Source organism: Olivibacter sp. XZL3, from assembly GCF_004368405.1.
Classification (GTDB): domain Bacteria; phylum Bacteroidota; class Bacteroidia; order Sphingobacteriales; family Sphingobacteriaceae; genus Olivibacter.
Genome location: NZ_SBJH01000010.1, coordinates 34165 through 58991, shown reverse-complemented (window position 1 = coordinate 58991; position 24827 = coordinate 34165). Strand labels below are relative to the sequence as shown.

The window sequence follows — 24827 nt, the reverse complement described above, 5'->3', positions numbered from 1 at the left end:
TTCCATGGCGACAAAAACTCGTACGGCTAGTTCCTCTCACAGGCATTTAGAAAACATTATAGGCCCACCTGTCGCTCCTTACTAAACAACCATCGGCAATAGATCTAAGACCATCGCATGTTGCCAGCAGCACAGTAAAGCACTTTAACGATCATTTGGTGCCTATATAAATGGTACAGATGCCGAAAGTCTGTGGCCGATACACCGTTTTGGTAAAACCTGCCCGTTGAAGGATGGCTGTAAACCGTTCGCCATCCGGAAACTGTGCCACCGACTCGGGCAGATAGCTGTATGCTGCTCGATCTTTGGAGAACAACCTTCCCAAAAAAGGCATCACGGTACGGGAATATATGCTGTAAAGCTGCTTCATTGGAAAAGTCTTCGGCGTCGAAAACTCTAAAATGACCGCCTGTCCGCCCGGCCTTAATACCCTACAGATGTCTGTCAGGCCTTTCTCCAAGTTCTCAAAATTACGAACACCAAATGCTACGGTTACCGCATCGAAAGAGGCGTTCCCGAAAGGTAAACCTTCGGAGTCACCTAAAACCACTTCAAACTTTTGTGCTAAGCCACGTTTAGCAATTTTATTTCTGGCAATGTCCAACATCCCCTGCGAAATGTCCACTCCAATTACTTGATCGGGATTCAATATATTGATCGCTTCAAAAGCGAAATCGCCCGTTCCGGTCGCAACGTCCAAAAGCTGTTTGGGCTGTAACTCTTTGAGCGATTTTATAGCCCTTTTCCTCCATATAATATCGATTCCGAAGGACAAAAAGTGGTTCAAAAAATCATACGTTTTCGAGATATTATTGAACATGGTAGCGACCTGCTGCTTCTTGCTCGCCTTGTCGTCTTTATATGGAGTAATAGTATTGGAGTTCATACGTAGGCAAACTTATACAAAATTGACTTCATCGCCAAGTCTAGTTGTCCGTTATTAGTTATTGATTGTTGGTTATGAGCGATAGAATAGTAGCAGGGGCGGTGGCGTCCCTTGCCTATCGCCTAATGCATAACACCTAATGCTTAAAACCTATAAGTAAAATGCTATCTTTGCCTATTATGGTGATAAAAAGTGCCGAATTTGTTTGCAGCAACACAAAAGTAGACAAGCTTCCTCCTCCAGTACTTCCGGAGTATGCCTTTATAGGGCGATCAAATGTAGGTAAATCGTCGTTAATCAACGCGCTAGCTCAACACAAGGGTTTGGCGAAGACCTCACAAACGCCAGGGAAAACCCAGCTGATAAACCATTTTTTGATTAACAAAGATTGGTATCTGGTGGACCTGCCCGGATATGGTTACGCCAAAACCGCTAAATCGAATCGATCGGAGTGGGAAAAATTTATAAAAAAATATATTTTTAGCCGGGAGAACCTGCAATGTATCTTTGTATTGATAGATAGCCGTCTCCCACCCCAAAAAATTGACCTCGACTTTTGTTGCCTGCTTGGAGAAAAGGGAATCCCTTTTGTTCTCGTGTTCACAAAAGCGGATAAACAATCTAAAGCGAAATCGGAAAGCAATATTGCCCTATTCCGTAAAGCGCTATTGACATGGTTTGAAGAAATTCCACCTCATATATTGACGTCGTCCGAAACACGGCTCGGTTGCGATGAAGTGTTGAATTTAATAGATGAGGTAAATCAAAGGTTTGCGATTTGACCCATCGAGCCCAACGGCCGGAGCGCTCTTGCGCTTAGGTAAAGAATAAAATATTGGTTTTCTTTACTGCCTTCAAAAGCTTTGTACATATTCATAGTTTAACAATGAAAAAATATCTATCGCTCGTTCTTTTTGCTCATAGCATTTTTGCCCTCCCTTTTGCCTTTATTGGCTTCTTTTTAGCCGTCCACACTACCAGCTATACATTCAACTGGTTTTTGTTGCTCCTGATGCTGGTATGCATGGTATCGGCACGGAATGCGGCGATGGCTTTTAACCGCTACTTAGATAGAGATATCGATGCCCTTAATCCACGTACAGCGATGCGCGACATTCCAGCGGGCCGGGTGAGCGCAAAGAACGCGTTAATTTTTACTGTTATCAACTGTGTTATTTTTGTATCGGCGACTTATTTTATTAATCCCGTCTGTTTTTACCTTTCGCCGGTTGCCCTGTTTGTCGTGTTGTTCTACAGCTACACCAAACGCATTACGCCCCTTTGTCATCTGGTATTAGGGCTCGGCTTGGGCTTAGCACCTCTAGGTGCTTATTTGGTAGTAACAGGAAGCTTCGACGTCGTACCTGTTTTATATGCTTTTTCGGTACTGTTCTGGGTAAGTGGTTTTGATATTATCTACGCCTTGCAGGATGAAGAGTTCGACCGAAATCACCACCTTAACTCCATACCCGCTTATTTTGGTAAAAAAGGGGCTTTGCGCATATCCGAAATACTACATTGCTTATCGGCTTGCTGTGTCATTATCCCTATGTTTTATATGCACTTAAGCTGGTTTTATATCGCGGGCGTCATTTTCTATTGCTCTTTATTGGTTTATCAACATCTTATTGTAAGTCCAACCGATCTTCGACGCGTCAATAGGGCCTTTATGACGACCAACGGTATTGCGTCAGTTATTTTTGCTGTATTTTTTTTGCTGGATATTTATTTTTTTGGTTAAACTGGGACTTAAACAGGTGCTAGTATGAGTATTAAAAAACCGACATTTTTTCTCATTTTTTGATTGTAACTAAAACACATATTTGAGTACCGGTGAAAGGCTAAAGGGTATCGAAAGGTTAGACACTATTGAAAAAGAGCATGTGTTTGCACTACTCGATGCTTTTCTGGCCAAAAGCAATTTAAAAGCGCTACTTAAATAGTGTACGATCCCTTTCTCATGCCTTCCATTCTTACGGGATTCCTGCTACATCCGTACTGTATAGGTTCTATAGAAAAGCAATGAAACATGGATGGAGGGCGGAGGTATACCGAACGACAGACGGGTCTAACGTGGAATAAAGGTGGCCTTCACGTGGAGTTTATGTGGAGTTCAAACTTGGAAATTTGTTGCAATTTTAGATGGTTAAGCTGGAAGACAGAAGGAATCTTTGCAAATTTACGAAAAAAATTGTAAAATGCTGCTTAATCCGTACGCTATGGCAAAACAAACGAGTGATATTACCCTCAGCGGAAAATTAGGCGATCATGTTCATTATAGTCGTGGTGGAAAACACTTCACAAAAAGAGCTTCGGCGAAGCCCTATAATTTTTCACCTGGGAGTATCGCCGCCCAACAGGCTTTTGGTTTAGGCAGCCAGACAGGAAAGCAATTAAAAACTGCTTTAAAAACCGTTCTAGCGGAGTATAAATACGAGGGTGTCCACAATAGATTAACAGAAGTTTGCAAACGGATTTTCAGAAATGGCCCTGTACATGAACTGGAAAGCAAAAACTTTATAGACCACAATATAAAAATGCTGCTCGGTTTAAATTTAAATAAACATGCAGCTATTAATTCGCTGATCCTTCAAAACCCGATTATATTAGGTTATGACCCTTCGGGACAAGTGAAGCTAACCATAGCCGAGCATAATCCGATGACCGCCTTTTCGAACCTTTTGAAAATGCACGCAATTTCAATTAGATTTCTTTTTTCGGTTATCGACCTGGAAGCATCTTCTTTTAATCATCATCAAACAAAGGATATCATAATCCCACTATATCAATCGCATTTTACGAAATTGCAGGGCACCTTTCAGGTTGCACCATTAAACAACAAACTGTTTATATGTTGCACACAGGTTAGGTATTATGGCAACGCGGATTACAGTAGCTATTCCAATAACAAAAAGTTGGTCGCTGCGGCTATCACAGCAGTTGAATATGCAAGGGATGACATGTTTGTCTCCTATCCGCCCTTAGATCAACAAACAACCAAGGCTGCAACAACCGATAGTTCGCCTATTAACGTCATCGACATAAAATGGGAATAAGCTGACATTAAAAAAGCAATGTCTTTTTCAGCTCATACGTTGTAAATAAGAGATTAATATATAAAGAACCTATGCAAACACTAAATAAAGTAAACCGTCGTTTCGTCCCACAAGACCTTCCGGTGGTGTGGGAAAATTTAAATCCGTTGTTTCAAGATTTACAAAATAGAACCATCGATTCTAAGGAAGCTTTGGAACAGTGGATGCTCGACCGCAGTGAATTAGAGGCAGTTTTAGAAGAGGATTTTGCTTGGCGTTATATACGTATGACTTGCGATACTACCGATGAAAAATTACTTCAGGATTTTCAATATTTCGCTACAGAAATTGAACCGAAAATAGCCCCTATCGCGAATGCATTGAATAAAAAACTGATAGCATCTGATTATGTAAAGGAGATAGATCAGGAAAAGTACTTTGTTTATTTAAGGGCTGTTAAGAAAGCACTTGAAATATTTAGGGAAGAAAATGTTCCTTTATTAACTCAACTGCAAGTAGAGCAACAAAAATACCAGTCTATTACAGGAACTATGGAAGTTGAGATAGATGGACAACAGTATACACTTCCACAGGCGACGACGTTTCTAAAGGATACAGATCGAATTAAAAGGGCTACCGTTTGGCAGAGCATAACCTCGCGGCGCTTACAGGATAAAGAACAGCTGAATGCACTTTTTAGTCAGCTGCTTAAGCTAAGGCACCAAGTGGCGCTAAATGCTGGCTTTGAGAATTACCGCGACTATATGTTCCAATCCCTAGGTCGTTTTGACTACAGTCCGCAAGATTGTTACGCTTTTCACGCCGCCATTGAAAAAGAAGTGGTTCCCCTTTTAAAAGAACGGGCGGCATTCAGGCAAAATGCACTGCATCTCAATGAGCTGAAACCTTGGGATATGGAAGTCGATATCACCGGAAAACCTGGTCTTAAACCTTTTAATAATGGGCACGAACTCATCGAAAAAACGGCTGCTTGTTTCAACCGGCTAGACCCGTCGATAGGCAAATACATCGATTTTATGCAAGCCAACAACCTTTTTGATGTGGAAAGCAGAAAAGGAAAAGCTCCGGGCGGCTATAATTATCCTTTGGCGGAAAGTGGCGCACCCTTCATTTTCATGAATTCGGCCAACACATTCAGAGACTTGACAACCATGGTACATGAGGGAGGGCACGCCCTGCATACCTTCCTAACGGCTGATTTGGAGCTAAACGACTTCAAGCAACTGACCAGCGAGATTGCTGAACTGGCCTCCATGAGTATGGAGCTCATTTCAATGGATTTCTGGGACGCCTTTTTCGACAAAGAAGAGGACTTAATACGGGCGAAGAGAGAGCAATTGGAAGATGTTTTGAAAACATTGCCTTGGGTTGCTACTATTGATCAATTTCAACATTGGCTTTATACGAACCCGAATCACACGGAAGAGCAGCGTACAGCCGCATGGATCGAAATCTTCGACCGCTTTGGTCAGAACTTTACCGATTGGAAGAACTTGGAGGAAGCCAAGTCGTTTCTTTGGCAAAAGCAACTGCACTTATACGAGGTCCCTTTCTATTACATCGAATATGGAATGGCCCAACTAGGTGCGATTGCCGTATGGAAAAATTACAAAGAAAACCCCGAAAAAGGCCTAAAGCAGTACATCGATGCATTAAAACTGGGTTACACGAAAACAATACCTGAAATTTACCAAACGGCTGGGGTCGCATTCGACTTTAGCCAAAATTATGTAAGAGAACTTGTAGAATTTGTAAAAGCCGAACTGGAAAAATTATATGAAGAATAGCATAAATAGTATTGCTGTATTTTGTGGGTCGAGTAATGGACTGAAGAAGGACTATATTGACCAAGCTTTCTTATTGGGAGTCGGCTTGGCCGAAAGAAAGATTCGCCTTGTATATGGCGGGGCTAAGGTCGGCTTAATGGGAGCCGTTGCGAATGGAGCGCTAAGCAAAGGAGGCCATGTGAGCGGGATCCTGCCAGACTTCCTACAGAAGAAAGAGTTGACCCATGAAGGGATTACAGACCTGTTTATTGTGGAAAACATGCATCAACGTAAAACGAAAATGCATGATTTGTCTGACGCGTTTATCGCCTTGCCCGGTGGTTTTGGGACATTGGAAGAGCTCTTCGAAATCATCACCTGGGCACAGCTCGGCCTACACCAAAAGCCTATTGGTTTGCTAAACATTGATGGGTTCTATGATCATCTGCTCTTATTGCTGGATCAGATGGTCAACAGCGGTTTCTTAAAAGAAAGCAACCGGGATATGTTATTGGTCGATAACGACCTGGATCGCCTGATACAGCAAATGGAAGCTTATGAAGCGCCTACCGTTGGCAAGTGGATCGGCAGCGAAAAAGAAGTATAACATAGCGCAGCACTGCGGCCGGTTAAGCAATTAACCGGCTGACCTTCGCAATGTCAATATCCCGATAGTCCTGAATATAATAGTCGCATGGAGGCAATTCTTCCTTCGCGTGGGATGAAAGTACGCCAACGACTTTCATTCCTGCATTGATTGCTGCCGTAACGCCCGAAAAAGAATCCTCAAAGACTACACACTGTTCGGGTGCCACGGCCAGATTTCGCGCCGATTTGAGGTATACTTCCGGATCTGGCTTATGTCGATCAACGTCTTCACTACTCAATATGGATTCCATCTGCGAGGCAAAAGTTAATTTGTTCAGAATGAGCTCCAGGTTTAAATAGGGCGCAGAGGTGGCAACACCCGTTTTATAACCGGCTGCTTTTAAATCCGATAAAAACGATAAAAATCCAGGTATGGGATCCACCACCTCCGTATAAATACTGCGAAACAGCATTTCTTTCTCGTCTTCCAACACTTTAACCTCTTGATCACTGAGCTCTCTCTTGAGAAAATACTTCATAATATAGCTATTATGTTTCCCATACATGTGATCAATAAACTCCTGTTCGGTATAAGGAATCGATCTCTTATCAAAAAACTGTCTAAAGGCTTCTGCATGATATGGATTGGTGTGACAAATAACACCGTCCATGTCAAAAATTACGGCTCGTTCGTTCATAACCGTAAAGATAGTTATAAACCTGAGATCGAATATTATTTTCTGTTCAGAACGATGGCTATTGAATCCCTGAGCTCATAAAGCATAGTCGAACTCAGGTTATAAAGGTGGAAGACGAAAACGGCCGAAAAAATGGTTGCGCCGCTTAAGAAATCTCCTTCATCAAGGTACGCTTAGCCATGGGCAGTAAAGTCTGATCTAGCGGAAAAGTGATATCGCTCTCTACATGATAAACGGCTGGATTAGGGAGCGTCTTTCTTTGGTGAATCAGATCTTTTCTAATCGATTCGGGCGTACTATAAAGGAAATGACGGTCGTACTTGGTGAGATATTTCATATGAACACCTCGATATTTTTCATCTTTACCTTCAAACAGCGTTACCTGATATTCGTACACGAGAATTCCTTTTTCATCCCCGTTTTTAAGTAGCATGTATCCGTTATAAGGATACAAAGGCATAACGCCAATCGCCTCAATAGTCAAGCAGTTTTCAACAAAATCATAAATCTCTTTCCCTTCCTTAAGAACCCGATCTAACTTCACAATCGCATAGCTGATAATGCGTTCAATCTCTATCATCAACGCATCGTCGTTCACCAATTTTTCATAGGTTAACTTGACCGCCTCGGTATCGGCGTGCGTTAACCGTACCGGAAAAGAGTCTTGCAATGTTGTCTTGTCCTTCTTGAATTTCTGTAAGTTATTGTAATGAAAGACAAGATCATTCAGATTTGGGTACAACCTGTTCTTGTGAAAGTGGTGGTTAATTTCTTTTAGGTAGGCTAAGAGTTGATACTTCTTATATTCAAAATCCAAAGGGATTTCAATAAACCAATCGGCATTTAACTTGGACATACAACCTCCAGTTTTATATGCTTAAGTTAGAAAAAATTTATGAAACAGGCAAATTTGCCTGTTCGTTCCTTTTAACAAACAAGTATAAAAAACTGTTTAGCATTCGGTCGAATTGAGATTTAAACGTAAACTGGTTGTCCCCTTTAATCGCGGCTCGATTTAAAGGGGACAACTACAAGGCATGGACTTAACTGATCCAGTCGAAGCCCGTATAAGGCACCAATACTTCCGGAACCCGAATTCCTTTATCTGTCTGGTTTTCTTCTAAAATACAGGCCACAATGCGCGGAAGTGCCAACGCACTTCCGTTCAGCGTATGGGCCAACTGCATTTTTCCATCCTCGCCTTTAAACCGGGTCTTCAGACGGTTACTTTGAAAGGTCTCAAAGTTTGAAACGGAGGAAACCTCCAGCCATCGCTGCTGCGCACCGCTCCACACTTCCATATCATAGGTCATGGCAGCAGCAAAACCGATATCGCCGCCACATAGCCGAAGTACCCGGTAAGGCAGCTTCAGCTTCTGTAGCAAAGATTGCACATAAGTACTCATTTCTTCCAACACTTCGTAAGATTTGTCTGGATGAACGATTTGTACCAGTTCGACTTTATCAAACTGATGCAAACGATTCAATCCTCGAACATGGGCTCCGTAAGATCCTGCCTCTCTTCTGAAGCAAGGCGTGTAAGCTGTATTTTTGATCGGAAAATCTTCCTGCTTCAGAATTTCGCCTCTGTACATATTCGTAACAGGAACTTCCGCCGTCGGAATCAAGTATAGGTCGTCTGCGCCGACATAGTACATTTGCCCTTCTTTATCCGGCAATTGGCCGGTTCCAAAGCCCGAATCACCATTAATCAGAATGGGAACCTGCACTTCACGATAGCCGTTTTCCGCCGCTTGGTCAAGAAAAAAATTAATAAGGGCTCTTTGAAGTCTGGCTCCTTTCCCTTTGTATACTGGGAAACCAGCCCCACTCACCTTAACGCCTAGCTCAAAATCGATGATATCATATTTCGCGGCGAGCTCCCAATGTGGGAGCGCATTGTCCGGCAAAGTCGGCTTTTCACCATGCTCAAGCACAATTTCATTGTCGTCGGCCGTTTTTCCTGCCGGCACGTCCTTATAGGGAAGATTGGGAAGCTGAACTATTTTTTCAAAAAATTCATCTTCTAAGCGGCCCAGCTGTTCGTTCAACACTTTCAACTGATCTTTATATTCGCCAGATCTGGCCTTGATCGCTTCTGCTTCCTCTCGCTGGCCTTGGCGCATCAATTCGCCGATCCGTTTCGCTGCTGCGTTCCCTTCTGCTGCAATAGATTCCGACTGAATTTTGGTCGACCGAAGTTCTTCGTCTAAACGTATGACTTCATCTACCAATGCTAACTGATCGAAATTACGCACTTTTAGGCGCCTAATTACATCGTCTCTGTTTTCGCGGATATAGCTAATTTGCAACATATATTCTTATTTTTGCAGACAAAGATATTAAAATTCAAAAGTAAAAAAGTAAAAATTCAAAAGCTCGCTTCCCGTAGGGATGGCTTGCCTCCGGTAGGGATGGTGATCAGTGACGAGTGTGTATCAGTGACGAGTGGCTACTTTTTTTAATTTTTAACTTTTACTCTAAAATGTATTCAGTCGGACTTCTTAATCCTGTGCGTTGTTTCCTACGTTAGCAAACTTATAACGTAAAACTTACAGCTCATAACGTAAAACTTACAAATAAAAAAATGCTTTACCTCGTTCCAACTCCAGTCGGCAATTTAGAAGATATGACTTTCCGTGCTATACGCGTGCTTAAAGAAGCAGATATTATCTTAGCAGAAGATACGCGGACAAGCGCCCCGCTCTTAAAGCATTTTGGAATAGACAAAAAGGCCTATGCTCATCACCAACATAACGAACATAAGGCTTTAAACGAAGTGATCCGTTTTTTAAAGGAGGGTAAAGTGGTTGCGCTGATATCAGATGCGGGCACGCCTGCTATCTCCGACCCCGGCTTTTTGTTGGTCCGGGAGGCGATAAAAAACGGATTGGACGTTTGCTGCCTGCCGGGTGCAACGGCTTTTGTCCCGGCATTGGTCAATTCGGGTTTACCCACCGACAGCTTTGTGTTCGAGGGTTTCTTACCCGTAAAAAAGGGGCGACAAACGAAGCTTAAATCTTTAGTTAACGAAGAAAGAACCATGATTTTCTATGAATCACCGCACCGACTCGTAAAGACGCTGGGCGAGTTTGGTACATTCTTGGGCAACGACCGATTCATTTCTGTATCGCGGGAAATCAGCAAAATATATGAAGAAACCGTTAGGGGATCTATAGAAAGTGTATTGACGCATTTTGAAAACAATCCCGTGAAGGGAGAGTTTGTAATTTGTGTAGCGGGAAAATCGTAAATTAGCATGGTTGGTTATTAGTTGTTAGCGAATTGAATTTTGACTTGACCATCCATTTCGGAAGTGAGCGTTTGAATTATGGATGTCTTGCTTATTTTAATAAGGCATCAATGAGCCCTTCGGGGTTTTGACTTTTTTACTTTTGAATTTTGACTTAGAAAAATGTACATAGAACAATATCTTAACGAGGAACAAGACCCTAAAGTGGTAGAAAAACTGCTAGGCAAGCTAAAAGACATGCTCACTTCAGGAGAGGTGATTAGTTATATTGCCGTGCAAAAGAAACCTGCCATCACCTTGCACCCCGACTGCGTGGTTATTACCACTAAACGGATCATTTTATGCGAGTCAGCAAAGCTTGGTCTCACTACTAACTTTGAGATCTTTCCTTGGCAGGATGTAAAAGATGTGGCGTTCAAAGAAGAGTTTTTTGGGGCAAAATTTACCGTTATTCCACAAAATAACGAAAACTTGACGGTAGAATATATTCCCAAAGTACAAGCAAGAAAGCTTTATCAATTAGCGAGCGAAGCGCTCGAAAAGAAGCGGGAAGAACAACGATTGCGTGAACTGGAATTAAAAAAGCTCGCCACACCACCTCTTCCTAAGCCCTTGCCAGAAGAATCATCCAGCGAACGGAAGCTCAAAATAGAGGAGGAACCCTTCGTTAAAGCGAATGCCGAACCGGAAGATGAGATAACTGCCAAATTAAAAAAACTGAAGCTTCTTTTTGAAAAACAGCTCATCACACAGGAAGAATACGAGAATAAGAAAAACGATATTCTATCGCAGTTCTAGGAATGAGCAGTTGATTAGCTGCATTGCAAGTAAAAACTCCGGATAATCGTCCCTTGTGTAGCTTTCATTGTATCATGCAGGAAATATAAATTTATTGAAGGATCGTAACTATTGATGAAAAACAAATATACTTGGGCTTTATTAAGTTCCTTTTTATTATGGCTGGGCTGGCCTCCCATGCCCTATACCGCGCCACTTCTGTTAATAGCCTTTGTACCCTTATTAATGGCTATCGAGGGCATTATCCTTGACGATACGACAAAAAAAGGCAAAAAGGTATTTTTGTTGGCGGGATTTACTGCGCTTATCTGGAATACCGCTTCGATTTATTGGGTTTACAATGCTATCAGCGCGGTGATGCCGGCTTATGTAGCGATCTTTATCAGCCTAATTCCATTCGGTCTTGCGGCTCTGCTGATCGCTATCGTATTTAGGTTCTATTATCAATTGCGAAAACGTTATAGTATATCAGGAAGCTTAGCCGGACTGGTGTGTTTATGGATTGGCTATGAGTACCTCCATCAATCTTGGGATTTGGCATTCCCTTGGATGACCTTGGGAAATGGTTTCGCCAACACCCATCAATTGATTCAGTGGTATGCCTATACCGGTGTATATGGCGGAACGCTATGGATCTGGGCCTGCAATATCGCCTTGTTTCTTCTCTTACGGCGACGCCTATTCGACAAAAGCTATCCGCTTTCCGTAAAAAGATTTTTAGGTTTTGCTCTGATCGTGCTCTTTCCCATGGCAATTTCGCTTGTTCAGTATTTCACTTACGAGGAGCATGAAAACCCCTCTAATGTAGTAGTCGTGCAACCGAACATCAATCCTTACGAAAAATGGCAGGCGCCGATTAGCGAACAAGTCGAACAACTGATTCGCCTTTCGAGCGCCAAGGCCCACAGCAATACCGAATTTTTCATCTGGCCGGAGTCGGCCATTCCGGAAAGGCCACCCGGCGTGAACGAAGAAGAAATAAGGAGCAATGAAAGCTATTTACGGATAAGGGAATTTTTAAATAACTACAAGAATGGAAATGTGCTATCGGGTATAGAATCAATGTTGTTATATGATTCGTTGCAAACGCCGTCCGCAAGACAGTTCGGTAATGTACCGCAATACTTTGATGTTTTCAATGCGGCCGTTTTAATTGACAATTCGTCCAAAGTGCAGTTTTACCATAAGTCTAAATTGGTACCTGGTGTAGAACAGACACCTTTTTCATATTTATCTTTTTTAAAACCTTTATTTGCCGCCTTCGGCGGTAGTACAGGAAGTTACGGTCGACAAGAAAAGCCGTCGGTGTTCTACTCCGAGAGTGGGATCGGTGCTGCGCCCATCATCTGCTATGAGTCGATCTGGGGTGATTATGTAGCCGATTACGTAAGGCAAGGAGCTCAATTTATTGCGGTCATTACCAATGACGGCTGGTGGGGAAACACGTCCGGAAAAAGTCAGCACTTGGAATATGCGCGGTTGAGAGCCATAGAAAATCGGAGGTCGGTTGCACGTGCCGCCAATACAGGCATTTCCGCGTTCATCAATCAGCGTGGAGATATCATTTCGCAAAGCGAATGGTGGGTACCAACGGCCCTGGTGGCTGATATCAACCTCAACGATGACATCACTTTCTATACGGCTACGGGCGATTATATAGCGTACGCAGCAGGTTTAGGCTGCGCGGTGTACCTGATTTTACTCTTCGGAACTTTCTTTAAGCGGAGCCGACTTTAGAGCCATAAACCGAAAGCTCTTAGATCTTTCGGCTCTAAGCGCCGGCAGGGCATCTTGATACTTACCTGCCTGCCGGTAAGCTGGTATCCTATAAAAGCTTTAGGTATTAGACATTCTTTCCGTCATGCCGGACTTGTTCCGTAGGTAGCTTAAGCGGCGCGCCATTCTTAAACAATAAAAAAAGGGGCTCTTTTATCAATTCGGGCCCCCTTTCAAATTATCACTTAAAAAATTCTTAATTCTGTGCCATGACAGGATACTGTTTCATAATATTCTGCACAACAACAGGAAGATCATTTACAGCTTTCTCTGGATTTCTAACCTCGCCTGTACCTCTTCCTTGCCATATTACTTTATTGGTTTTGGCATCAATAGCTTCGATAATGATGTGACCGGCACGATAGCGCTCTCTGCCAACAGCACCTCCCATGCCCCATCCCCAATACGGGCCCCAGCCCCATCCCCAGCCCCAACCGCCATACATAGGCGCGTAAACTGTTCTGCTGGTATTGTTTACAATGGCTTTGTACCTAAAGAGTAGATCGGGGTTACTTTTATCATAAGTAAGACCCTTTGCCTTTAAAGCCGCATCGGCCGCCTCATAAATATTTTCCTGCGCAATAGAATTATTGTAATACGACTTAGAAAGCGAATCTAAACCAGGCAACCAGGCATAAGTCTTATATTGAGAAAACGCTCCGTTTTTACTCTGTGTTGTATAGTACTTATATGGTGAGCAGGCAGCCATTACGATGGCCACCATCGCCAAAAGGAACCATTTTGTTTTCATTTTACATACCTCCCAATTATGCTATAAAAATAACGAATTTAATGCCAATCTGCTACAGATTAGAAAAATTTAATGTATTGCAACTGCAGCTGATATTAAAAGGGATGTTGCGCAACCAGCGGCATAGCCCGACCTGCACCAAAGGCCTTTCTGGTAACTCTTAAAATCGGTGGCGACTGAAATCGCTTAAATTCGGCACCTACCACTAGCTTTATCACACGGTGTACCAGGGCTTTATCGAAACCGTCTCCGATGATCTCCTTCGCACTCCGTTCCAGTTCTATATAGCGGTGAAGTATGGCATCGAGCACATCATAGTCTGGCAGCGAATCAGAGTCTTTCTGATCAGGGCGCAGCTCGGCAGATGGCGCTTTAGTGATCGTATTTTCTGGTATAATAATGCCGTTGCGGTTTATGTAATTGGCAAGCTGGTAAACTTTTGTCTTAAACACATCGCCCAGTACCCCTAATGAGCCGGCCATATCGCCGTATAAGGTCCCATAGCCAACGGCGGCCTCACTCTTATTGGATGTATTGAGCAAAATATATCCGTGCTTGTTGGACATCGCCATTAAAACAATAGCACGGACGCGTGCCTGTATATTCTCTTCGGTAATATCGTTTTCCTTCCCAGCAAATGCCTGGGCCATCATCCGGTCGAAGGCCTCGGTGGCGTCCTTAATGGGAATAACTTCATGTAGGCATCCCAGATTGCGGGCCAAATCAAGGGCGTCTTGTACGGAGTGTCCGCTCGAATACACCGAAGGCATTAACACTCCCATTACATTGGAAGGCCCGAGCGCTTCGCTTGCCAATGCAGCCACCACTGCCGAGTCTATCCCACCGGACAGGCCTAAAACGGCCTTTTTAAAACCCGATTTGGAAAAAAAGTCCTTAATCCCTAAAACCAAAGCTTGGTAAATATTCGCGATTGATAGGGGCTCTTTATAGACTTCAGCGGGCTCCGTCCCGCGTAGCTCCTTTCCTGCTAAATGATAATAACGAAGATCTTCTTGGAAAGGATTTAGTACATCTATCAACTGCGCCTGTTGGTCGAACACCAAAGAACGTCCGTCGAAAATAATATCGGCATGCGCGCCTATGGTATTAACATATAAAGCGGGCAAGCCATACCGCCTGCTGTGCGCCGTTACGACAGCGCACCGGCTTTCAAAATGGTCTTCCGAAAATGGCGAAGCAGCAATATTGATCATAATATCCGGTTCTTGCTTGGCCAACACCGCCATCGGATCTTGCGCGTAAAGTGAAGGTAAATACTCATTCCATAAATCTTCACAGATGGTCAACGCTATTCGACTCCCCTTATAATCAATACATTTGAACACATCATTTGGCTCAAAATATCGGTATTCATCAAATACATCATAGTCGGGCAATAAGGTTTTATGAACAACATGCTGTACGCTCCCTTCCGCCAGAAAAAGCGCTGCATTATACAATTGTTTACCTTTAGGCAGCTTACTCCGTACAGGAGCGCCAATAACACAGGCTATGCCCTCACATGCTGCGGCAATCTGATCGACACTTGCTTCACAGGCATCTAAGAAGGAATCATAGCGCAATAAATCTTTAGCGAGATAGCCTCCAACAGCAATTTCTGGAAAAACCACTAACTCAACACCGGCATTTTTAGCCTTTGCGATGGTGTTCAAGATTTTTTCTGTATTTTTTGCAAAATTACCGATATGGTAATTTATCTGAGCGATTGCGATAACCATGTTTATTGACGTATCCGTTATTAAAAGAGTATACCGAAGTTAAAAGCTACATAGGAGTTATTAGCGCCTCCCTGTTTAATGGCACGGGTAAAACCGTTATTAAAACTTAAACCCGTCATCAGCCGCAAATTGTGGTCCAACAACCATTCCACTCCCCCGCCCAACTGAAGTCCGAGCCGGAAAATATTGGCGTCTCCTTTCATATTCCGGGATTCCTGTATTACCACCCTATTTCCGTTCAATATTTCTTGCTTCGCACTCAATTTAACACCGAGGGAAAAGCCAAATTGGCCATAATAGCTTCTGTAATACCGTTGTGTACTTTTCAACTTCACGCCAAAGGGGATTTCAGCGTATTGTAGACTGTAATTATTAATAACAAAATCGGTACCGTCAACGCCGCCTTGATAGGTTTCGGACTGCGCCCGTAAATTATCAATCAAAAGTCCACTGGAAAAGTAATAGTTCTCCGAAAAAGCGAAGTCTGCGACCAAACCATAGTTATAACCTATCCGAGCGGTGTTGGACTTTACATCAAAGTCGCCATACCGCAACCAATTAATGTTGGGCGACAAAGTAATTCCCATACTTATTCGCTTGTTATCGTATTTTGAATCGTAGTAATCTTGCGCATTGGCTTTTAGTAAAAAAAGTAGGCACACGACTATTGTAGCCGCTACTTCTCTAAACGGTATAGTTAACTTCATCTATTATTCTTTATTCTCCATTAAATTCATCACGAGGACCAGAGCGTCGCCTGTTGCTTCAAGTTATTTGCTTTTGCTGCTACACTTGAGTGCGCGACTTATTGTCAAGACTTGGCCATATCAAATTCAGAGATGCACAAATCTAGCTCTTTTTTTCGATTATTACTTTTGCTTCGTGTAATCGCTAAAAAACATGTATTCAAACTAGACTTTAACCCAGAATACGCATTAGCTCATGAACTGCAATGAAATGCTCCTTTACATCCATTTTAATAGCTCATTCGCCATACCCCGGTACGTCTCATTCCCTATTTCATGCCTAGTTTCAATCGTTCCCTTTCGTTTTAATTCCTAACGCGTAATCTGAGTTTAAATAAAATCGAGCCCGCAAAAAATATAGCCCAGTTATCGTACAAAAGCTTCGAGCTGGAAATGTACAAGACATCGCCAGCGTTTTCAATATTTGCCAACAAATATTACAGAACCATGATGTTGAAAATAGTATTCCCTTTAGAGCACCCAAGGCTTAACGCTCCAGCGTAATGCCTATAGTGTACAGCTTAAAACTAATAGCCTGGAACCCTATCAGAACCCCTCAACGGTAGCTTTACCATCCCTTCCTGGTGAACCGGAATAAACCTGGCCCTGCGGAACGGCTCCTAAACGGCCGCCCCCTGATCGAATTCCCATGCCGATTTGCGAGTAAATATTATATAAGTCGGACTGTGGATTCACCCGATAGCCGCCCGCTTTTGTATCTATTCGCAAATAAGCCGGTTGATCTTTATTTTCCTGCTGCGGGATGATACCGGCCTGGTCATAACGGAACGAAACATTTCCTCCATTTCCATTGGGGTAAGTACGTGTTCCATTATTGGCATCCCGTCCGCCGGCCAACACATAAAGAGCGCCTAATTTTGCAAAATGGATTTCTATGTCCATATTCGACCCATTATTTTTGCTATCGGTACCTATCATGTACGCCTCTTTGGCAATTTCTGCATAGTGAACCTTTAGCTTCACTTTCTTCTTCCCAAAGAACTCGAGAGAAGCCTTATCGTGCATGATCAAGGTATCGATTGTCAGCACCAACGTGGAATCTCGATATCTTGTATTAAAATTTTTTTTCTTCTTCTGCCTGATTTCCAACTTTTTGATATGCTGGACAGAATCTTGCAGACTGGCATATGCCCATGTACCGCTCAACAAAAGTGATGCGATCACTAAAAATAGTTTCCCCTTCATCATATCTCATTATTCTTACGGATGTAACCCTAATTGTTGCAGAATGTTTTCAAAAAAAGGATTGAAGCCTTCCGCAAACAAATACCTACCAAGTTGTTAGACAAAAAAACGGGGGATAGGTTTATTAGGCGTTTAATAACCTTTGATTCTGTTCAGCCGAATTTCGGATTTCTCCTCTTCAGTTAGATTACCTTTTGGATATAAAGACTGTTCCCAGTCGCCATACATCGGATTAGGGAGAACAATAAATTCCGTTCCGAATAACTTAGCCTGTTGATCAACTGTACTTTTCGCGTCCTTCCCTTCCTGGTAAAAAATGGTCGAAAAGTCGCTCAGGTTATCGCCCGCAAGCATAATAATTTCATGTGTCCCTGCAACTAGGTCTCTCCTCGGCTGCTTGTTTGATGTAGTGTCCCGGAATAACAAATGCTGGTTATCGACATAGGGAAATCCATATCGCTTTAGGTTTTCGATGGTTGCAGGAATTTCACTCCGATCGCGATTACTGATGTAGAACACCTCCACGTTTTTTGATGCAGCGTATTGCAAAAAAGAACAGGCGCCGGGGACCGTGTCTGCTACCGCCATCCCGGTCCAACGTTTCCATTCAGCCAGGTCGAAGCTCTTTCTAGACCGCACCGTTTGCGCGCTGTGGGGAGAATTATCTAGTAAGGTCTCATCGACATCAACAACAATACATTTCGGTTTTCGAGACCGCTTTTTCAACTTTTTATCCAGACTTAGGCGCGCGAAATTATATGCTTGAAAACACAATGCGCGATATTCGCCCGACTGCTGTTGCCATAGCACGGCATTTGTATAATCTCGGTGATATTCCTGCCCATAAGTACTGGCGGCGGCCAACAGGAAGCCTATAACAGAAAAAACAGATTTGCTGAACATAGCTGTTGTTAAAATTTGTCTAAAAATAAAAATTAACCCAACAAAAAAGGCGCGAAATACTTCACGCCTTCTTATATCTAAGATCCGAAATCTCTATTTCATTATTCTAAAAACCGTACGGAAAGCTATGAAACTTCCAATGATCAATAGAATGTTGGAAATGGAGGTAAACAAAAAAGAGTCTTGTATAAAACGGAAAAATGTACCAGCTAAGCCAAAGGCTATAGCAACAACTAAAGTTACGTAATAATGCGTTTGGTTTGCGTTATTATCGGTGCTGACGTGAGGTCTTTGCTCTACTGAATTTGCCATAGTGATTTCTTTACCTGCAAAAATAAACTTTTTTTTAAGGAATAAAAATATTTGGGCCGGTCAAAACGATTATGTTCGTAATTCTTCAGGACATGAATGCGAAAGAACCGCCTCCCTGCCTAGCATTAACAAAAAAGGTGTCTAGAAATGCGACCGAATCATACTTCTAGACACCAAACATTATAATCGTTTACCTATTAATTAGCCGTTAGACAACGCTGCTGCTCCACTTACTATTTCTGTAAGTTCGGTTGTAATAGCTGCCTGACGTGCTTGGTTATAGGAAAGCTTAAGAGATTTAAGTAACTCGCCCGCATTATCAGTGGCTTTATCCATGGCAGTCATACGCGCTCCGTGTTCCGAAGCGTGCGAGTCCAATACCGCTTTATAAACCTGTATCTTAATGGATTTTGGAATCAACTCCTGAATAATTTCTTCCTTTGAGGGCTCAAAAATATAATCAACTGCATTTTCTGAAGGCTTTATTTCCTCCTGCTCAGCAGGCACCAACGGTAGCAGTTGCTCCGTTTTTAAGATCTGCACAGCTGCATTTTTGAATTGGTTATAGACAAGCTCAACACGATCAAATTCGCCCGCGATGAAACCGGCCATGATTGTTTCCGTTATTTTTGAAGTATTTTCAAAATTCAACTTGGAAAACAACTCGCTATGATTACCCAAAACCTCATATTTGTTTTTCCGGTAATAATCTTGGCCCTTTTTACCAATGGCAATAATCTTTACGTTCCCTTTTCTATGTTGCTCCTGATACTTATTCGCAATGAGCAGATTGGTTGCTTTAATCACATTGGCATTAAATGCACCTGCCAAGCCTCTATTAGAAGTTACTACAACAAGTAAAATTTTCTTTGGCTTTCTGACCGCCATAAAAGGGGAAGAAGCACCTTCTACCGAAGCCGACAGATTAGCCAAAATATCTTTTAGCTTCTCAGCATAAGGCCTTAACTGCACAATTGCATTTGTAGCCCGCTTCAACTTCGCAGCGGAAACCATTTTCATGGCTCTTGTAATCTGTTGTGTAGAGCTTACAGACGCAATACGATTTCTAACTTCTTTTAAATTAGCCATATATTTATAAAAGTTGTGCGTTGTGAGTTATCGGTTGCGTGTGATTTGCACGTTAAGAAAACTGGCAACTCGCAACTGGCAACTCATAACCATCTAATAACTCGCAGCTATCTCTTTAGCCACCTTATCTAAAACAGCGGTAATATCATCTGTAAACTTGCCTGCTTTTAAATCCTTAAGTACTTCAGGATGACGCAACTCCAGTTGTTGCAAGTAGTTCGACTCGAATTCCCTCACTTTATTTACCGGCACGTTACGGAACAAGCCTTTTACCCCAGCGTAGATGATAGCCACTTGCTTTTCTACGGCCACTGGTGAAAACTGGCCCTGCTTTAGAATCTCCACGTTTCTAACCCCTTTGTCGAGCACTCCTTTGGTAGCGGCGTCCAAATCCGATCCGAATTTAGCAAAAGCTTCCAACTCCCGGTATTGTGCTTGATCTAACTTGAGGGTACCGGCAACCTTTTTCATAGACTTGATCTGCGCACTACCTCCAACACGCGATACAGAGATACCTACGTTAATAGCAGGTCTTACCCCCGCATTGAACAGGTTAGATTCCAAGAAAATCTGCCCATCGGTAATGGAGATCACATTTGTCGGAATATAAGCAGATACGTCTCCTGCCTGCGTTTCTATGATCGGCAACGCGGTTAATGATCCGCCCCCTTTGACAACATCTTTCAATGATTCCGGAAGGTCATTCATATTACGGGCAATCTCATCGGACGCGTTAATTTTCGCAGCACGTTCCAAAAGACGACTGTGCAGATAGAACACATCTCCCGGATAGGCCTCACGTCCTGGAGGACGACGCAGCAATAAAGACACTTCACGGTAAGCTACCGCTTGTTTTGACAAGTCATCGTAAACGATCAAGGCCGGACGACCAGTATCGCGGAAGAACTCACCGATTGCCGCTCCCGCCATTGGTGCATAGAACTGCAAAGGAGCTGGTTCCGAAGCGGAAGCCGATACTACGACCGTATAAGCCATGGCTCCTTTTTCCTCCAATGTACGAACGATGTTCGCAACGGTCGAATTTTTTTGTCCAACGGCTACGTATATACAATATACAGGTTGACCTGCATCGAAAAATTCCTTTTGATTAAGAATGGTGTCGATACAAACCGCTGTTTTACCAACCTGACGGTCACCAATTACCAACTCGCGTTGTCCGCGGCCGATCGGAATCATCGCGTCGATCGCCTTGATACCCGTTTGCAAGGGCTCGTTTACTGGTTGACGATAGATAACGCCCGGTGCTTTCCGTTCGATCGGCATCTCGTAAGTTTTGCCGGTAATCGGACCTTTGCCATCGATTGGTTGTCCAAGCGTATTCACCACACGTCCAAGCATACCTTCACCGACATTGATTGAAGCGATCTTGTTGGTGCGTTTCAGCGTATCACCTTCTTTAATCTCATCATATGGTCCTAACAACACCACCCCAACATTATCTTCCTCTAAGTTAAGTACGATACCCTGTAATCCGTTTTCGAATTCCACCAATTCACCCGATTGGACTTTGGTTAGGCCGTAAACCCGAGCAATACCATCACCCACCTGGAGTACGGTACCCACTTCTTCAAGTTCGGCTTCTGATTTAAAGTTCGACAATTGCTCTCTTAAGATTGCCGATACTTCATCTGGTCTTACCTCTACCATTTTATCTTTAATTTATGTTTTTCTAAGTTTAAACCTTTGTTTTGTCCTAGGCATGAAAAGCCCTGTCTAATTTGTTCAAGCGACCTGCTAAACTTGCGTCTATTTGCCTATCACCGACGGTTACAACAAAACCGCCGATCAAATCGGCATTCACCGAGCTTTCGATAATTACCTCTTTGCCGATGGAAGACGCAATCAGTTGCTTTAACTGCGTGGCGTTTTCGGCCGACAGTGGCGCTGCAGAACTCACCTTTGCAATCACAATACCTTTATAGGCATTATATTGTTGGATAAATTCCTGTGCAGTCGCATACAGAATTTCTCCACGTCCCTTATTCACCATAATCTTAAAAAAGCCAATCAGTACTGGATTGAATTTCTCTCCAAAAAGGGCTGTAAGTATATTGATTTTCTTGTCTTGTTTGATAATCGGATTCTTTAAAACCGACTGTAGTTCTTTATGGCTTTTTATGATTGCTATAAATTCTGCTACTTCGTCCCGAACCCGATCCAGCACACCTTGCTCTATTGACAAATCCAATAAAGCCTTAGCATATCTAGACGAAACCTTAAATTCTGACATATCTTTAGGGATTAGCTGCTTAGTTTAATTTCACTTCTTTCAACAATTCACCAACTAAAGCGTCTTGTTTATTTTTATCAGCTAACTCCTGCTGTAAAACTTTACGGGCAATCTCTAAGGACAGTTTAGAAACTTGGTTCTTTACATCCGCCATGGCGATAGCCTTTTGATTGTTAATCTCGATGCGTGCTTTTTCAATCATTCTATTTCCTTCGAGTTGAGCCTGATCTTTGGCATCTTTAAGCAATTGCTCTTTTATTTCGCGTGCTTCCTTCAGAATAAGGTCGCGCTCGGCTCTCGCCTCCTTTAACAGTTGCTCGTTTTCGCTGGTTAAGCGTGCCATTTCTTGCTTTGCCTTCTCTGCAGCGTCCAATGCATGCTCGATAGAACGCTCACGCTCTCCGATTGCTTTCATAACAGGCTTCCATGCGAATTTCGCCAGCAAAAAAAGGAGCAGCAAAAACGAGAGGGTATGCCAAAAAATTAAACCAACTTCTGGGATGAGTAAGTCCATATTGCGTATTAATTAAGTGCTTTTTTATATATAAACAGTGTCTACTAATGTCTGTGAAAAGAGCCTATAAACGGCAACCCCGAGCATAGGCTCTTTCGTTTCATTTGGTTTTCTTTAATTATGCAATTAAAGAAACAACCACAGCGAATAAGGCAACCGCCTCGATGAAGGCAGCAGCAATCAACATCGCAGTTTGAATTTTTGAAGCAGCCTCAGGTTGGCGAGCGATACTTTCCATTGCAGAACCACCGATTTTACCAATACCTAATCCAGCGCCTATCGCAGCCAGACCTGCTCCAATTGCAGCTAATGTTCCAGTCATTTTAATTTATATATTTAGTTTAACAATAATGTTTAATGATTTCTAGTGGTCAGCATGCTCTTCAATCGCCATTCCGATAAAGAGCGCAGATAGAATTGTAAAAATGAACGCCTGAATAAAGGCCACCAATAATTCAATGGCGCCGATAAACACAACAAAAAATACTGATACCGGTGCTACGGCCAACGATTTAAAAATAAATACGAGGCATAATAATGACAGCACCAGGATGTGCCCTGCCGTGATGTTCGCAAACAAACGGATCATCAGTGCAAAGGGCTTAGTAAAGATTCCGAAAATCTCGACAGGAATCATCAATGGCTTTAACCACCAAGGCACCGGCGGATTAAAGATATGCCCCCAATAGTACTTATTGCCACTGAATAGTATAATAAGCAGTGTAAATAGGGCTAAGATCATCGTAACCGCAATATTGCCGGTAACATTGGCGCCTCCCGGAAAGAAAGGCACTAAACCTAACATGTTATTTAGCCATATAAAGAAGAAAACTGTTAAAAGATAGGGCATATATCTTTCATACTTATGACCTAAATTAGGTTTAGCAATATCGTCGCGCACAAAAATAATGATCGGCTCCAATACAGATTGTAATCCTTTTGGGGCTTTTCCTTCCCGTTTTTTATATCCTTTTGCCACACTCAAGAAAACAAGGAGCAAAATAGCAACCGATAAGAAGAGGGTAAACACATTTTTAGTAATGGAGAAGTCGATCGGACGGAGATTGGTTACGACCTCCTCTCCTTTCGCATTTTTTTCATGATGCACATAACTGCCGTGCTCGGCCCCCTCCGCAGCATAATAGATTTTTCCGTGTGAGCGAGCAAAACGCATACCGTCCTTTTCTACCACGACACTACCATCATCATTCAAATGAAACTCCTTTGCACTGAAACAAACTAAGCCGTTATGGGTGTAAAGAATAACCGGCAAGTATAAACCCGTCCAGCTTTCACCATGCCCCCAAAAATGGAATTCGTGCGAATCGCCTATATGATGGAAGATAAAACTAGTAATATCAAACTCCTTCTCTTCATGGCTTTCATGATGACCTATTTCGGCCTGTTCTATTGCGGCTGAATCGACCTGCTGGTCATGATCATGATTTTGGGCACTGGCATTCAAAAACGCGAAGAAAACGGCAAAAAACGCAAGTATTCCTGATTTTTTTGAAGTCAAAAAGTGGCTAAATTTCATCTATTCCGTGATTTTTACTTATTATTTTGGTCGCGCAAGTTACGCAACAAACACATAACTTCAAAGAGTGTAAATAATAAATATAAAGAAAAATAATTCAGCACAAAAACTAGCTGGTTTTCAGCGGTTTTAGTCAGAATCACCAAAGAGAAGGACAACGCAAAGAGCAGCTTCAATATAATCCCTCCCATGATAGCCACAACCCCCATTTGTGGGGTCTTTTTCAATCCGAAATCCGAAATGAAGTAGGCGATATAAGTGAGTAGAAAAAGAAAAAGAAAAATGATCCAATAATTTGACACGAACAGCTCATGTTTGGGAAAAAGCATCGCAAGCATCCAAGAAAACAGACCCAATACGAAGCCGAAAATTATATAGCGAATCGTGAATCTGAACAATGTCATGCTGTCTTACTAAGGTCTCTTATTTTCTCTTCAGAACCGAACGAATGGTATAATATAAACTGATGCAAACACCCAACAGCGAAAGCAAACCGGTGTAAATTCCGACTTCGCCCGCCTTTGCCATATCAACCTTATATCCAATGAATGCAAATACGCCTATAGTAGCAATCATCTGGAACCCTAATCCCGTATAGTAGACGTACGCTTTGCCGTCCTTTTGCCAATCTGTTTTATCTCGCTTAGGATTCATTTATTCCTTGAAAATGCAAACTTAGGCATTTTATACGACATATATATCGCTTCAACATGTGCAGTACAGGTAGGCCGTCGCCCTTTAACTCCCAACGGCGAAATCGAACCCCATGCCGTAATCGCCCACTGATAAAACAACATTTGAGCTATATTGATTCGAATAGATTATCTTTGCAGGACAGAAATTTGCAGTAATGAATATTAACACAGGCGGAAGGCGATTTATAGACAAGCCTATCCACACTAAATAGCCCGAATTGGGTTTTAGTTGGAGGCTAACAGCAGAACTAAAAAACAGCATG

General features: G+C 42.6%; 25 protein-coding genes. 8 read left to right on the top strand and 17 right to left on the bottom strand.

Annotated features, from left to right (window positions below; genetic code table 11):
• Positions 1-151: 151 nt before the first annotated feature.
• Positions 152-886: a bifunctional demethylmenaquinone methyltransferase/2-methoxy-6-polyprenyl-1,4-benzoquinol methylase UbiE gene (gene ubiE, locus EPX21_RS03955; protein WP_134088371.1), complete on the bottom strand. Its 735-nt coding sequence runs from the start codon at positions 884-886 to the stop codon at positions 152-154.
• Between the two features lie 179 nt (positions 887-1065).
• Between ubiE and yihA the strand changes: the two genes are divergently transcribed.
• The 5 genes from yihA to EPX21_RS03930 all read left to right on the top strand — a co-directional run bounded on the left by yihA (position 1066) and on the right by EPX21_RS03930 (position 6315).
• Positions 1066-1668 carry a ribosome biogenesis GTP-binding protein YihA/YsxC gene (gene yihA / locus EPX21_RS03950; protein ID WP_134088370.1) on the top strand — a complete coding sequence of 201 codons (603 nt, stop codon included), beginning with the start codon at positions 1066-1068 and terminating at the stop codon, positions 1666-1668.
• 104 nt (positions 1669-1772) lie between these two features.
• Positions 1773-2627 carry a UbiA-like polyprenyltransferase gene (locus EPX21_RS03945; RefSeq protein ID WP_134088369.1) on the top strand — a complete coding sequence of 285 codons (855 nt, stop codon included), beginning with the start codon at positions 1773-1775 and terminating at the stop codon, positions 2625-2627.
• Between the two features lie 478 nt (positions 2628-3105).
• A complete protein-coding gene (locus EPX21_RS03940; RefSeq protein ID WP_134088368.1) occupies positions 3106-3942 on the top strand; it encodes a hypothetical protein in 837 nt (278 codons plus the stop codon).
• A 71-nt stretch (positions 3943-4013) separates the two neighbouring features.
• A complete protein-coding gene (locus EPX21_RS03935) occupies positions 4014-5729 on the top strand; it encodes a M3 family oligoendopeptidase (protein WP_134088367.1) in 1716 nt (571 codons plus the stop codon).
• Positions 5719-6315: a TIGR00730 family Rossman fold protein gene (locus tag EPX21_RS03930; protein ID WP_134088366.1), complete on the top strand. Its 597-nt coding sequence runs from the start codon at positions 5719-5721 to the stop codon at positions 6313-6315. Before EPX21_RS03935 ends, EPX21_RS03930 begins: the two co-directional genes overlap by 11 nt.
• Before the next feature lie 22 nt (positions 6316-6337).
• On the opposite strand, the gene EPX21_RS03925 is transcribed toward EPX21_RS03930, so the two are convergent.
• The 3 genes from EPX21_RS03925 to serS all read right to left on the bottom strand — a co-directional run bounded on the left by EPX21_RS03925 (position 6338) and on the right by serS (position 9309).
• Positions 6338-6994 carry an HAD family phosphatase gene (locus EPX21_RS03925; RefSeq protein ID WP_134088365.1) on the bottom strand — a complete coding sequence of 219 codons (657 nt, stop codon included), beginning with the start codon at positions 6992-6994 and terminating at the stop codon, positions 6338-6340.
• A gap of 145 nt (positions 6995-7139) precedes the next feature.
• Complete coding sequence (locus tag EPX21_RS03920) at positions 7140-7850, bottom strand: hypothetical protein (protein ID WP_134088364.1); 711 nt, start codon at positions 7848-7850, stop codon at positions 7140-7142.
• Between the two features lie 187 nt (positions 7851-8037).
• Entirely contained in the window at positions 8038-9309 is a 1272-nt protein-coding gene (gene serS, locus EPX21_RS03915; RefSeq protein ID WP_134088363.1) for a serine--tRNA ligase, read from the bottom strand.
• 272 nt (positions 9310-9581) lie between these two features.
• Between serS and rsmI the strand changes: the two genes are divergently transcribed.
• From rsmI to lnt, 3 genes are all read left to right on the top strand, one after another.
• Positions 9582-10247, top strand: a complete 666-nt coding sequence (rsmI, locus tag EPX21_RS03910; protein WP_134088362.1) for a 16S rRNA (cytidine(1402)-2'-O)-methyltransferase — start codon at positions 9582-9584, stop codon at positions 10245-10247.
• A gap of 162 nt (positions 10248-10409) precedes the next feature.
• On the top strand, positions 10410-11045 hold the full coding sequence (locus EPX21_RS03905; RefSeq protein WP_134088361.1) for a PH domain-containing protein: 636 nt from the start codon (positions 10410-10412) through the stop codon (positions 11043-11045).
• A gap of 114 nt (positions 11046-11159) precedes the next feature.
• Positions 11160-12782: an apolipoprotein N-acyltransferase gene (lnt, locus tag EPX21_RS03900; RefSeq protein ID WP_134088360.1), complete on the top strand. Its 1623-nt coding sequence runs from the start codon at positions 11160-11162 to the stop codon at positions 12780-12782.
• Between the two features lie 235 nt (positions 12783-13017).
• Here lnt and EPX21_RS03895 read toward each other — a convergent pair whose 3' ends face one another.
• The 13 genes from EPX21_RS03895 to EPX21_RS03830 form a co-directional block, all read right to left on the bottom strand.
• Positions 13018-13572 (bottom strand): DUF4136 domain-containing protein, encoded by a 555-nt coding sequence (locus tag EPX21_RS03895; RefSeq protein ID WP_134088359.1) that lies wholly within the window; start codon positions 13570-13572, stop codon positions 13018-13020.
• A 95-nt stretch (positions 13573-13667) separates the two neighbouring features.
• Complete coding sequence (locus EPX21_RS03890; RefSeq protein WP_134088358.1) at positions 13668-15311, bottom strand: NAD+ synthase; 1644 nt, start codon at positions 15309-15311, stop codon at positions 13668-13670.
• 20 nt (positions 15312-15331) lie between these two features.
• A complete protein-coding gene (locus EPX21_RS03885) occupies positions 15332-16018 on the bottom strand; it encodes a porin family protein (protein ID WP_134088357.1) in 687 nt (228 codons plus the stop codon).
• Between the two features lie 585 nt (positions 16019-16603).
• Positions 16604-17266 carry a hypothetical protein gene (locus EPX21_RS03880; protein WP_240768502.1) on the bottom strand — a complete coding sequence of 221 codons (663 nt, stop codon included), beginning with the start codon at positions 17264-17266 and terminating at the stop codon, positions 16604-16606.
• Between the two features lie 129 nt (positions 17267-17395).
• The gene (locus EPX21_RS03875) at positions 17396-18166 is read right to left on the bottom strand and encodes a 5'-nucleotidase, lipoprotein e(P4) family (RefSeq protein WP_134088356.1); all 771 of its coding nucleotides are present in this window, start codon (positions 18164-18166) and stop codon (positions 17396-17398) included.
• A gap of 513 nt (positions 18167-18679) precedes the next feature.
• On the bottom strand, positions 18680-19567 hold the full coding sequence (gene atpG / locus EPX21_RS03865; RefSeq protein WP_134088354.1) for an ATP synthase F1 subunit gamma: 888 nt from the start codon (positions 19565-19567) through the stop codon (positions 18680-18682).
• 93 nt (positions 19568-19660) lie between these two features.
• On the bottom strand, positions 19661-21235 hold the full coding sequence (atpA, locus tag EPX21_RS03860; protein WP_134088353.1) for a F0F1 ATP synthase subunit alpha: 1575 nt from the start codon (positions 21233-21235) through the stop codon (positions 19661-19663).
• A 46-nt stretch (positions 21236-21281) separates the two neighbouring features.
• Positions 21282-21818, bottom strand: coding sequence for an ATP synthase F1 subunit delta (atpH, locus tag EPX21_RS03855; protein ID WP_134088352.1), 537 nt, complete (start codon positions 21816-21818; stop codon positions 21282-21284).
• 19 nt (positions 21819-21837) lie between these two features.
• On the bottom strand, positions 21838-22332 hold the full coding sequence (locus tag EPX21_RS03850) for a F0F1 ATP synthase subunit B (protein ID WP_134088351.1): 495 nt from the start codon (positions 22330-22332) through the stop codon (positions 21838-21840).
• Between the two features lie 118 nt (positions 22333-22450).
• Entirely contained in the window at positions 22451-22654 is a 204-nt protein-coding gene (atpE, locus tag EPX21_RS03845) for an ATP synthase F0 subunit C (protein ID WP_105727133.1), read from the bottom strand.
• Positions 22655-22696: 42 nt separating this feature from the next.
• Positions 22697-23869: a F0F1 ATP synthase subunit A gene (gene atpB / locus EPX21_RS03840; RefSeq protein WP_134088350.1), complete on the bottom strand. Its 1173-nt coding sequence runs from the start codon at positions 23867-23869 to the stop codon at positions 22697-22699.
• 14 nt (positions 23870-23883) lie between these two features.
• The gene (locus EPX21_RS03835; protein WP_134088349.1) at positions 23884-24273 is read right to left on the bottom strand and encodes a hypothetical protein; all 390 of its coding nucleotides are present in this window, start codon (positions 24271-24273) and stop codon (positions 23884-23886) included.
• Positions 24274-24292: 19 nt separating this feature from the next.
• On the bottom strand, positions 24293-24523 hold the full coding sequence (locus EPX21_RS03830; protein WP_134088348.1) for an AtpZ/AtpI family protein: 231 nt from the start codon (positions 24521-24523) through the stop codon (positions 24293-24295).
• Positions 24524-24827: the final 304 nt, after the last annotated feature.

Excerpts from the sequence above, each read along its gene's own strand:
- ubiE (WP_134088371.1), bottom strand. The coding sequence starts at position 886 with ATGAACTCCAATACTATTACTCCATATAAAGACGACAAGGCGAGCAAG.
- yihA (WP_134088370.1), top strand. The coding sequence starts at position 1,066 with ATGGTGATAAAAAGTGCCGAATTTGTTTGCAGCAACACAAAAGTAGAC.
- EPX21_RS03945 (WP_134088369.1), top strand. The coding sequence starts at position 1,773 with ATGAAAAAATATCTATCGCTCGTTCTTTTTGCTCATAGCATTTTTGCC.
- EPX21_RS03940 (WP_134088368.1), top strand. The coding sequence starts at position 3,106 with ATGGCAAAACAAACGAGTGATATTACCCTCAGCGGAAAATTAGGCGAT.
- EPX21_RS03935 (WP_134088367.1), top strand. The coding sequence starts at position 4,014 with ATGCAAACACTAAATAAAGTAAACCGTCGTTTCGTCCCACAAGACCTT.
- EPX21_RS03930 (WP_134088366.1), top strand. The coding sequence starts at position 5,719 with ATGAAGAATAGCATAAATAGTATTGCTGTATTTTGTGGGTCGAGTAAT.
- EPX21_RS03925 (WP_134088365.1), bottom strand. The coding sequence starts at position 6,994 with ATGAACGAACGAGCCGTAATTTTTGACATGGACGGTGTTATTTGTCAC.
- EPX21_RS03920 (WP_134088364.1), bottom strand. The coding sequence starts at position 7,850 with ATGTCCAAGTTAAATGCCGATTGGTTTATTGAAATCCCTTTGGATTTT.
- serS (WP_134088363.1), bottom strand. The coding sequence starts at position 9,309 with ATGTTGCAAATTAGCTATATCCGCGAAAACAGAGACGATGTAATTAGG.
- rsmI (WP_134088362.1), top strand. The coding sequence starts at position 9,582 with ATGCTTTACCTCGTTCCAACTCCAGTCGGCAATTTAGAAGATATGACT.
- EPX21_RS03905 (WP_134088361.1), top strand. The coding sequence starts at position 10,410 with ATGTACATAGAACAATATCTTAACGAGGAACAAGACCCTAAAGTGGTA.
- lnt (WP_134088360.1), top strand. The coding sequence starts at position 11,160 with ATGAAAAACAAATATACTTGGGCTTTATTAAGTTCCTTTTTATTATGG.
- EPX21_RS03895 (WP_134088359.1), bottom strand. The coding sequence starts at position 13,572 with ATGAAAACAAAATGGTTCCTTTTGGCGATGGTGGCCATCGTAATGGCT.
- EPX21_RS03890 (WP_134088358.1), bottom strand. The coding sequence starts at position 15,311 with ATGGTTATCGCAATCGCTCAGATAAATTACCATATCGGTAATTTTGCA.
- EPX21_RS03885 (WP_134088357.1), bottom strand. The coding sequence starts at position 16,018 with ATGAAGTTAACTATACCGTTTAGAGAAGTAGCGGCTACAATAGTCGTG.
- EPX21_RS03880 (WP_240768502.1), bottom strand. The coding sequence starts at position 17,266 with ATGATGAAGGGGAAACTATTTTTAGTGATCGCATCACTTTTGTTGAGC.
- EPX21_RS03875 (WP_134088356.1), bottom strand. The coding sequence starts at position 18,166 with ATGTTCAGCAAATCTGTTTTTTCTGTTATAGGCTTCCTGTTGGCCGCC.
- atpG (WP_134088354.1), bottom strand. The coding sequence starts at position 19,567 with ATGGCTAATTTAAAAGAAGTTAGAAATCGTATTGCGTCTGTAAGCTCT.
- atpA (WP_134088353.1), bottom strand. The coding sequence starts at position 21,235 with ATGGTAGAGGTAAGACCAGATGAAGTATCGGCAATCTTAAGAGAGCAA.
- atpH (WP_134088352.1), bottom strand. The coding sequence starts at position 21,818 with ATGTCAGAATTTAAGGTTTCGTCTAGATATGCTAAGGCTTTATTGGAT.
- EPX21_RS03850 (WP_134088351.1), bottom strand. The coding sequence starts at position 22,332 with ATGGACTTACTCATCCCAGAAGTTGGTTTAATTTTTTGGCATACCCTC.
- atpE (WP_105727133.1), bottom strand. The coding sequence starts at position 22,654 with ATGACTGGAACATTAGCTGCAATTGGAGCAGGTCTGGCTGCGATAGGC.
- atpB (WP_134088350.1), bottom strand. The coding sequence starts at position 23,869 with ATGAAATTTAGCCACTTTTTGACTTCAAAAAAATCAGGAATACTTGCG.
- EPX21_RS03835 (WP_134088349.1), bottom strand. The coding sequence starts at position 24,273 with ATGACATTGTTCAGATTCACGATTCGCTATATAATTTTCGGCTTCGTA.
- EPX21_RS03830 (WP_134088348.1), bottom strand. The coding sequence starts at position 24,523 with ATGAATCCTAAGCGAGATAAAACAGATTGGCAAAAGGACGGCAAAGCG.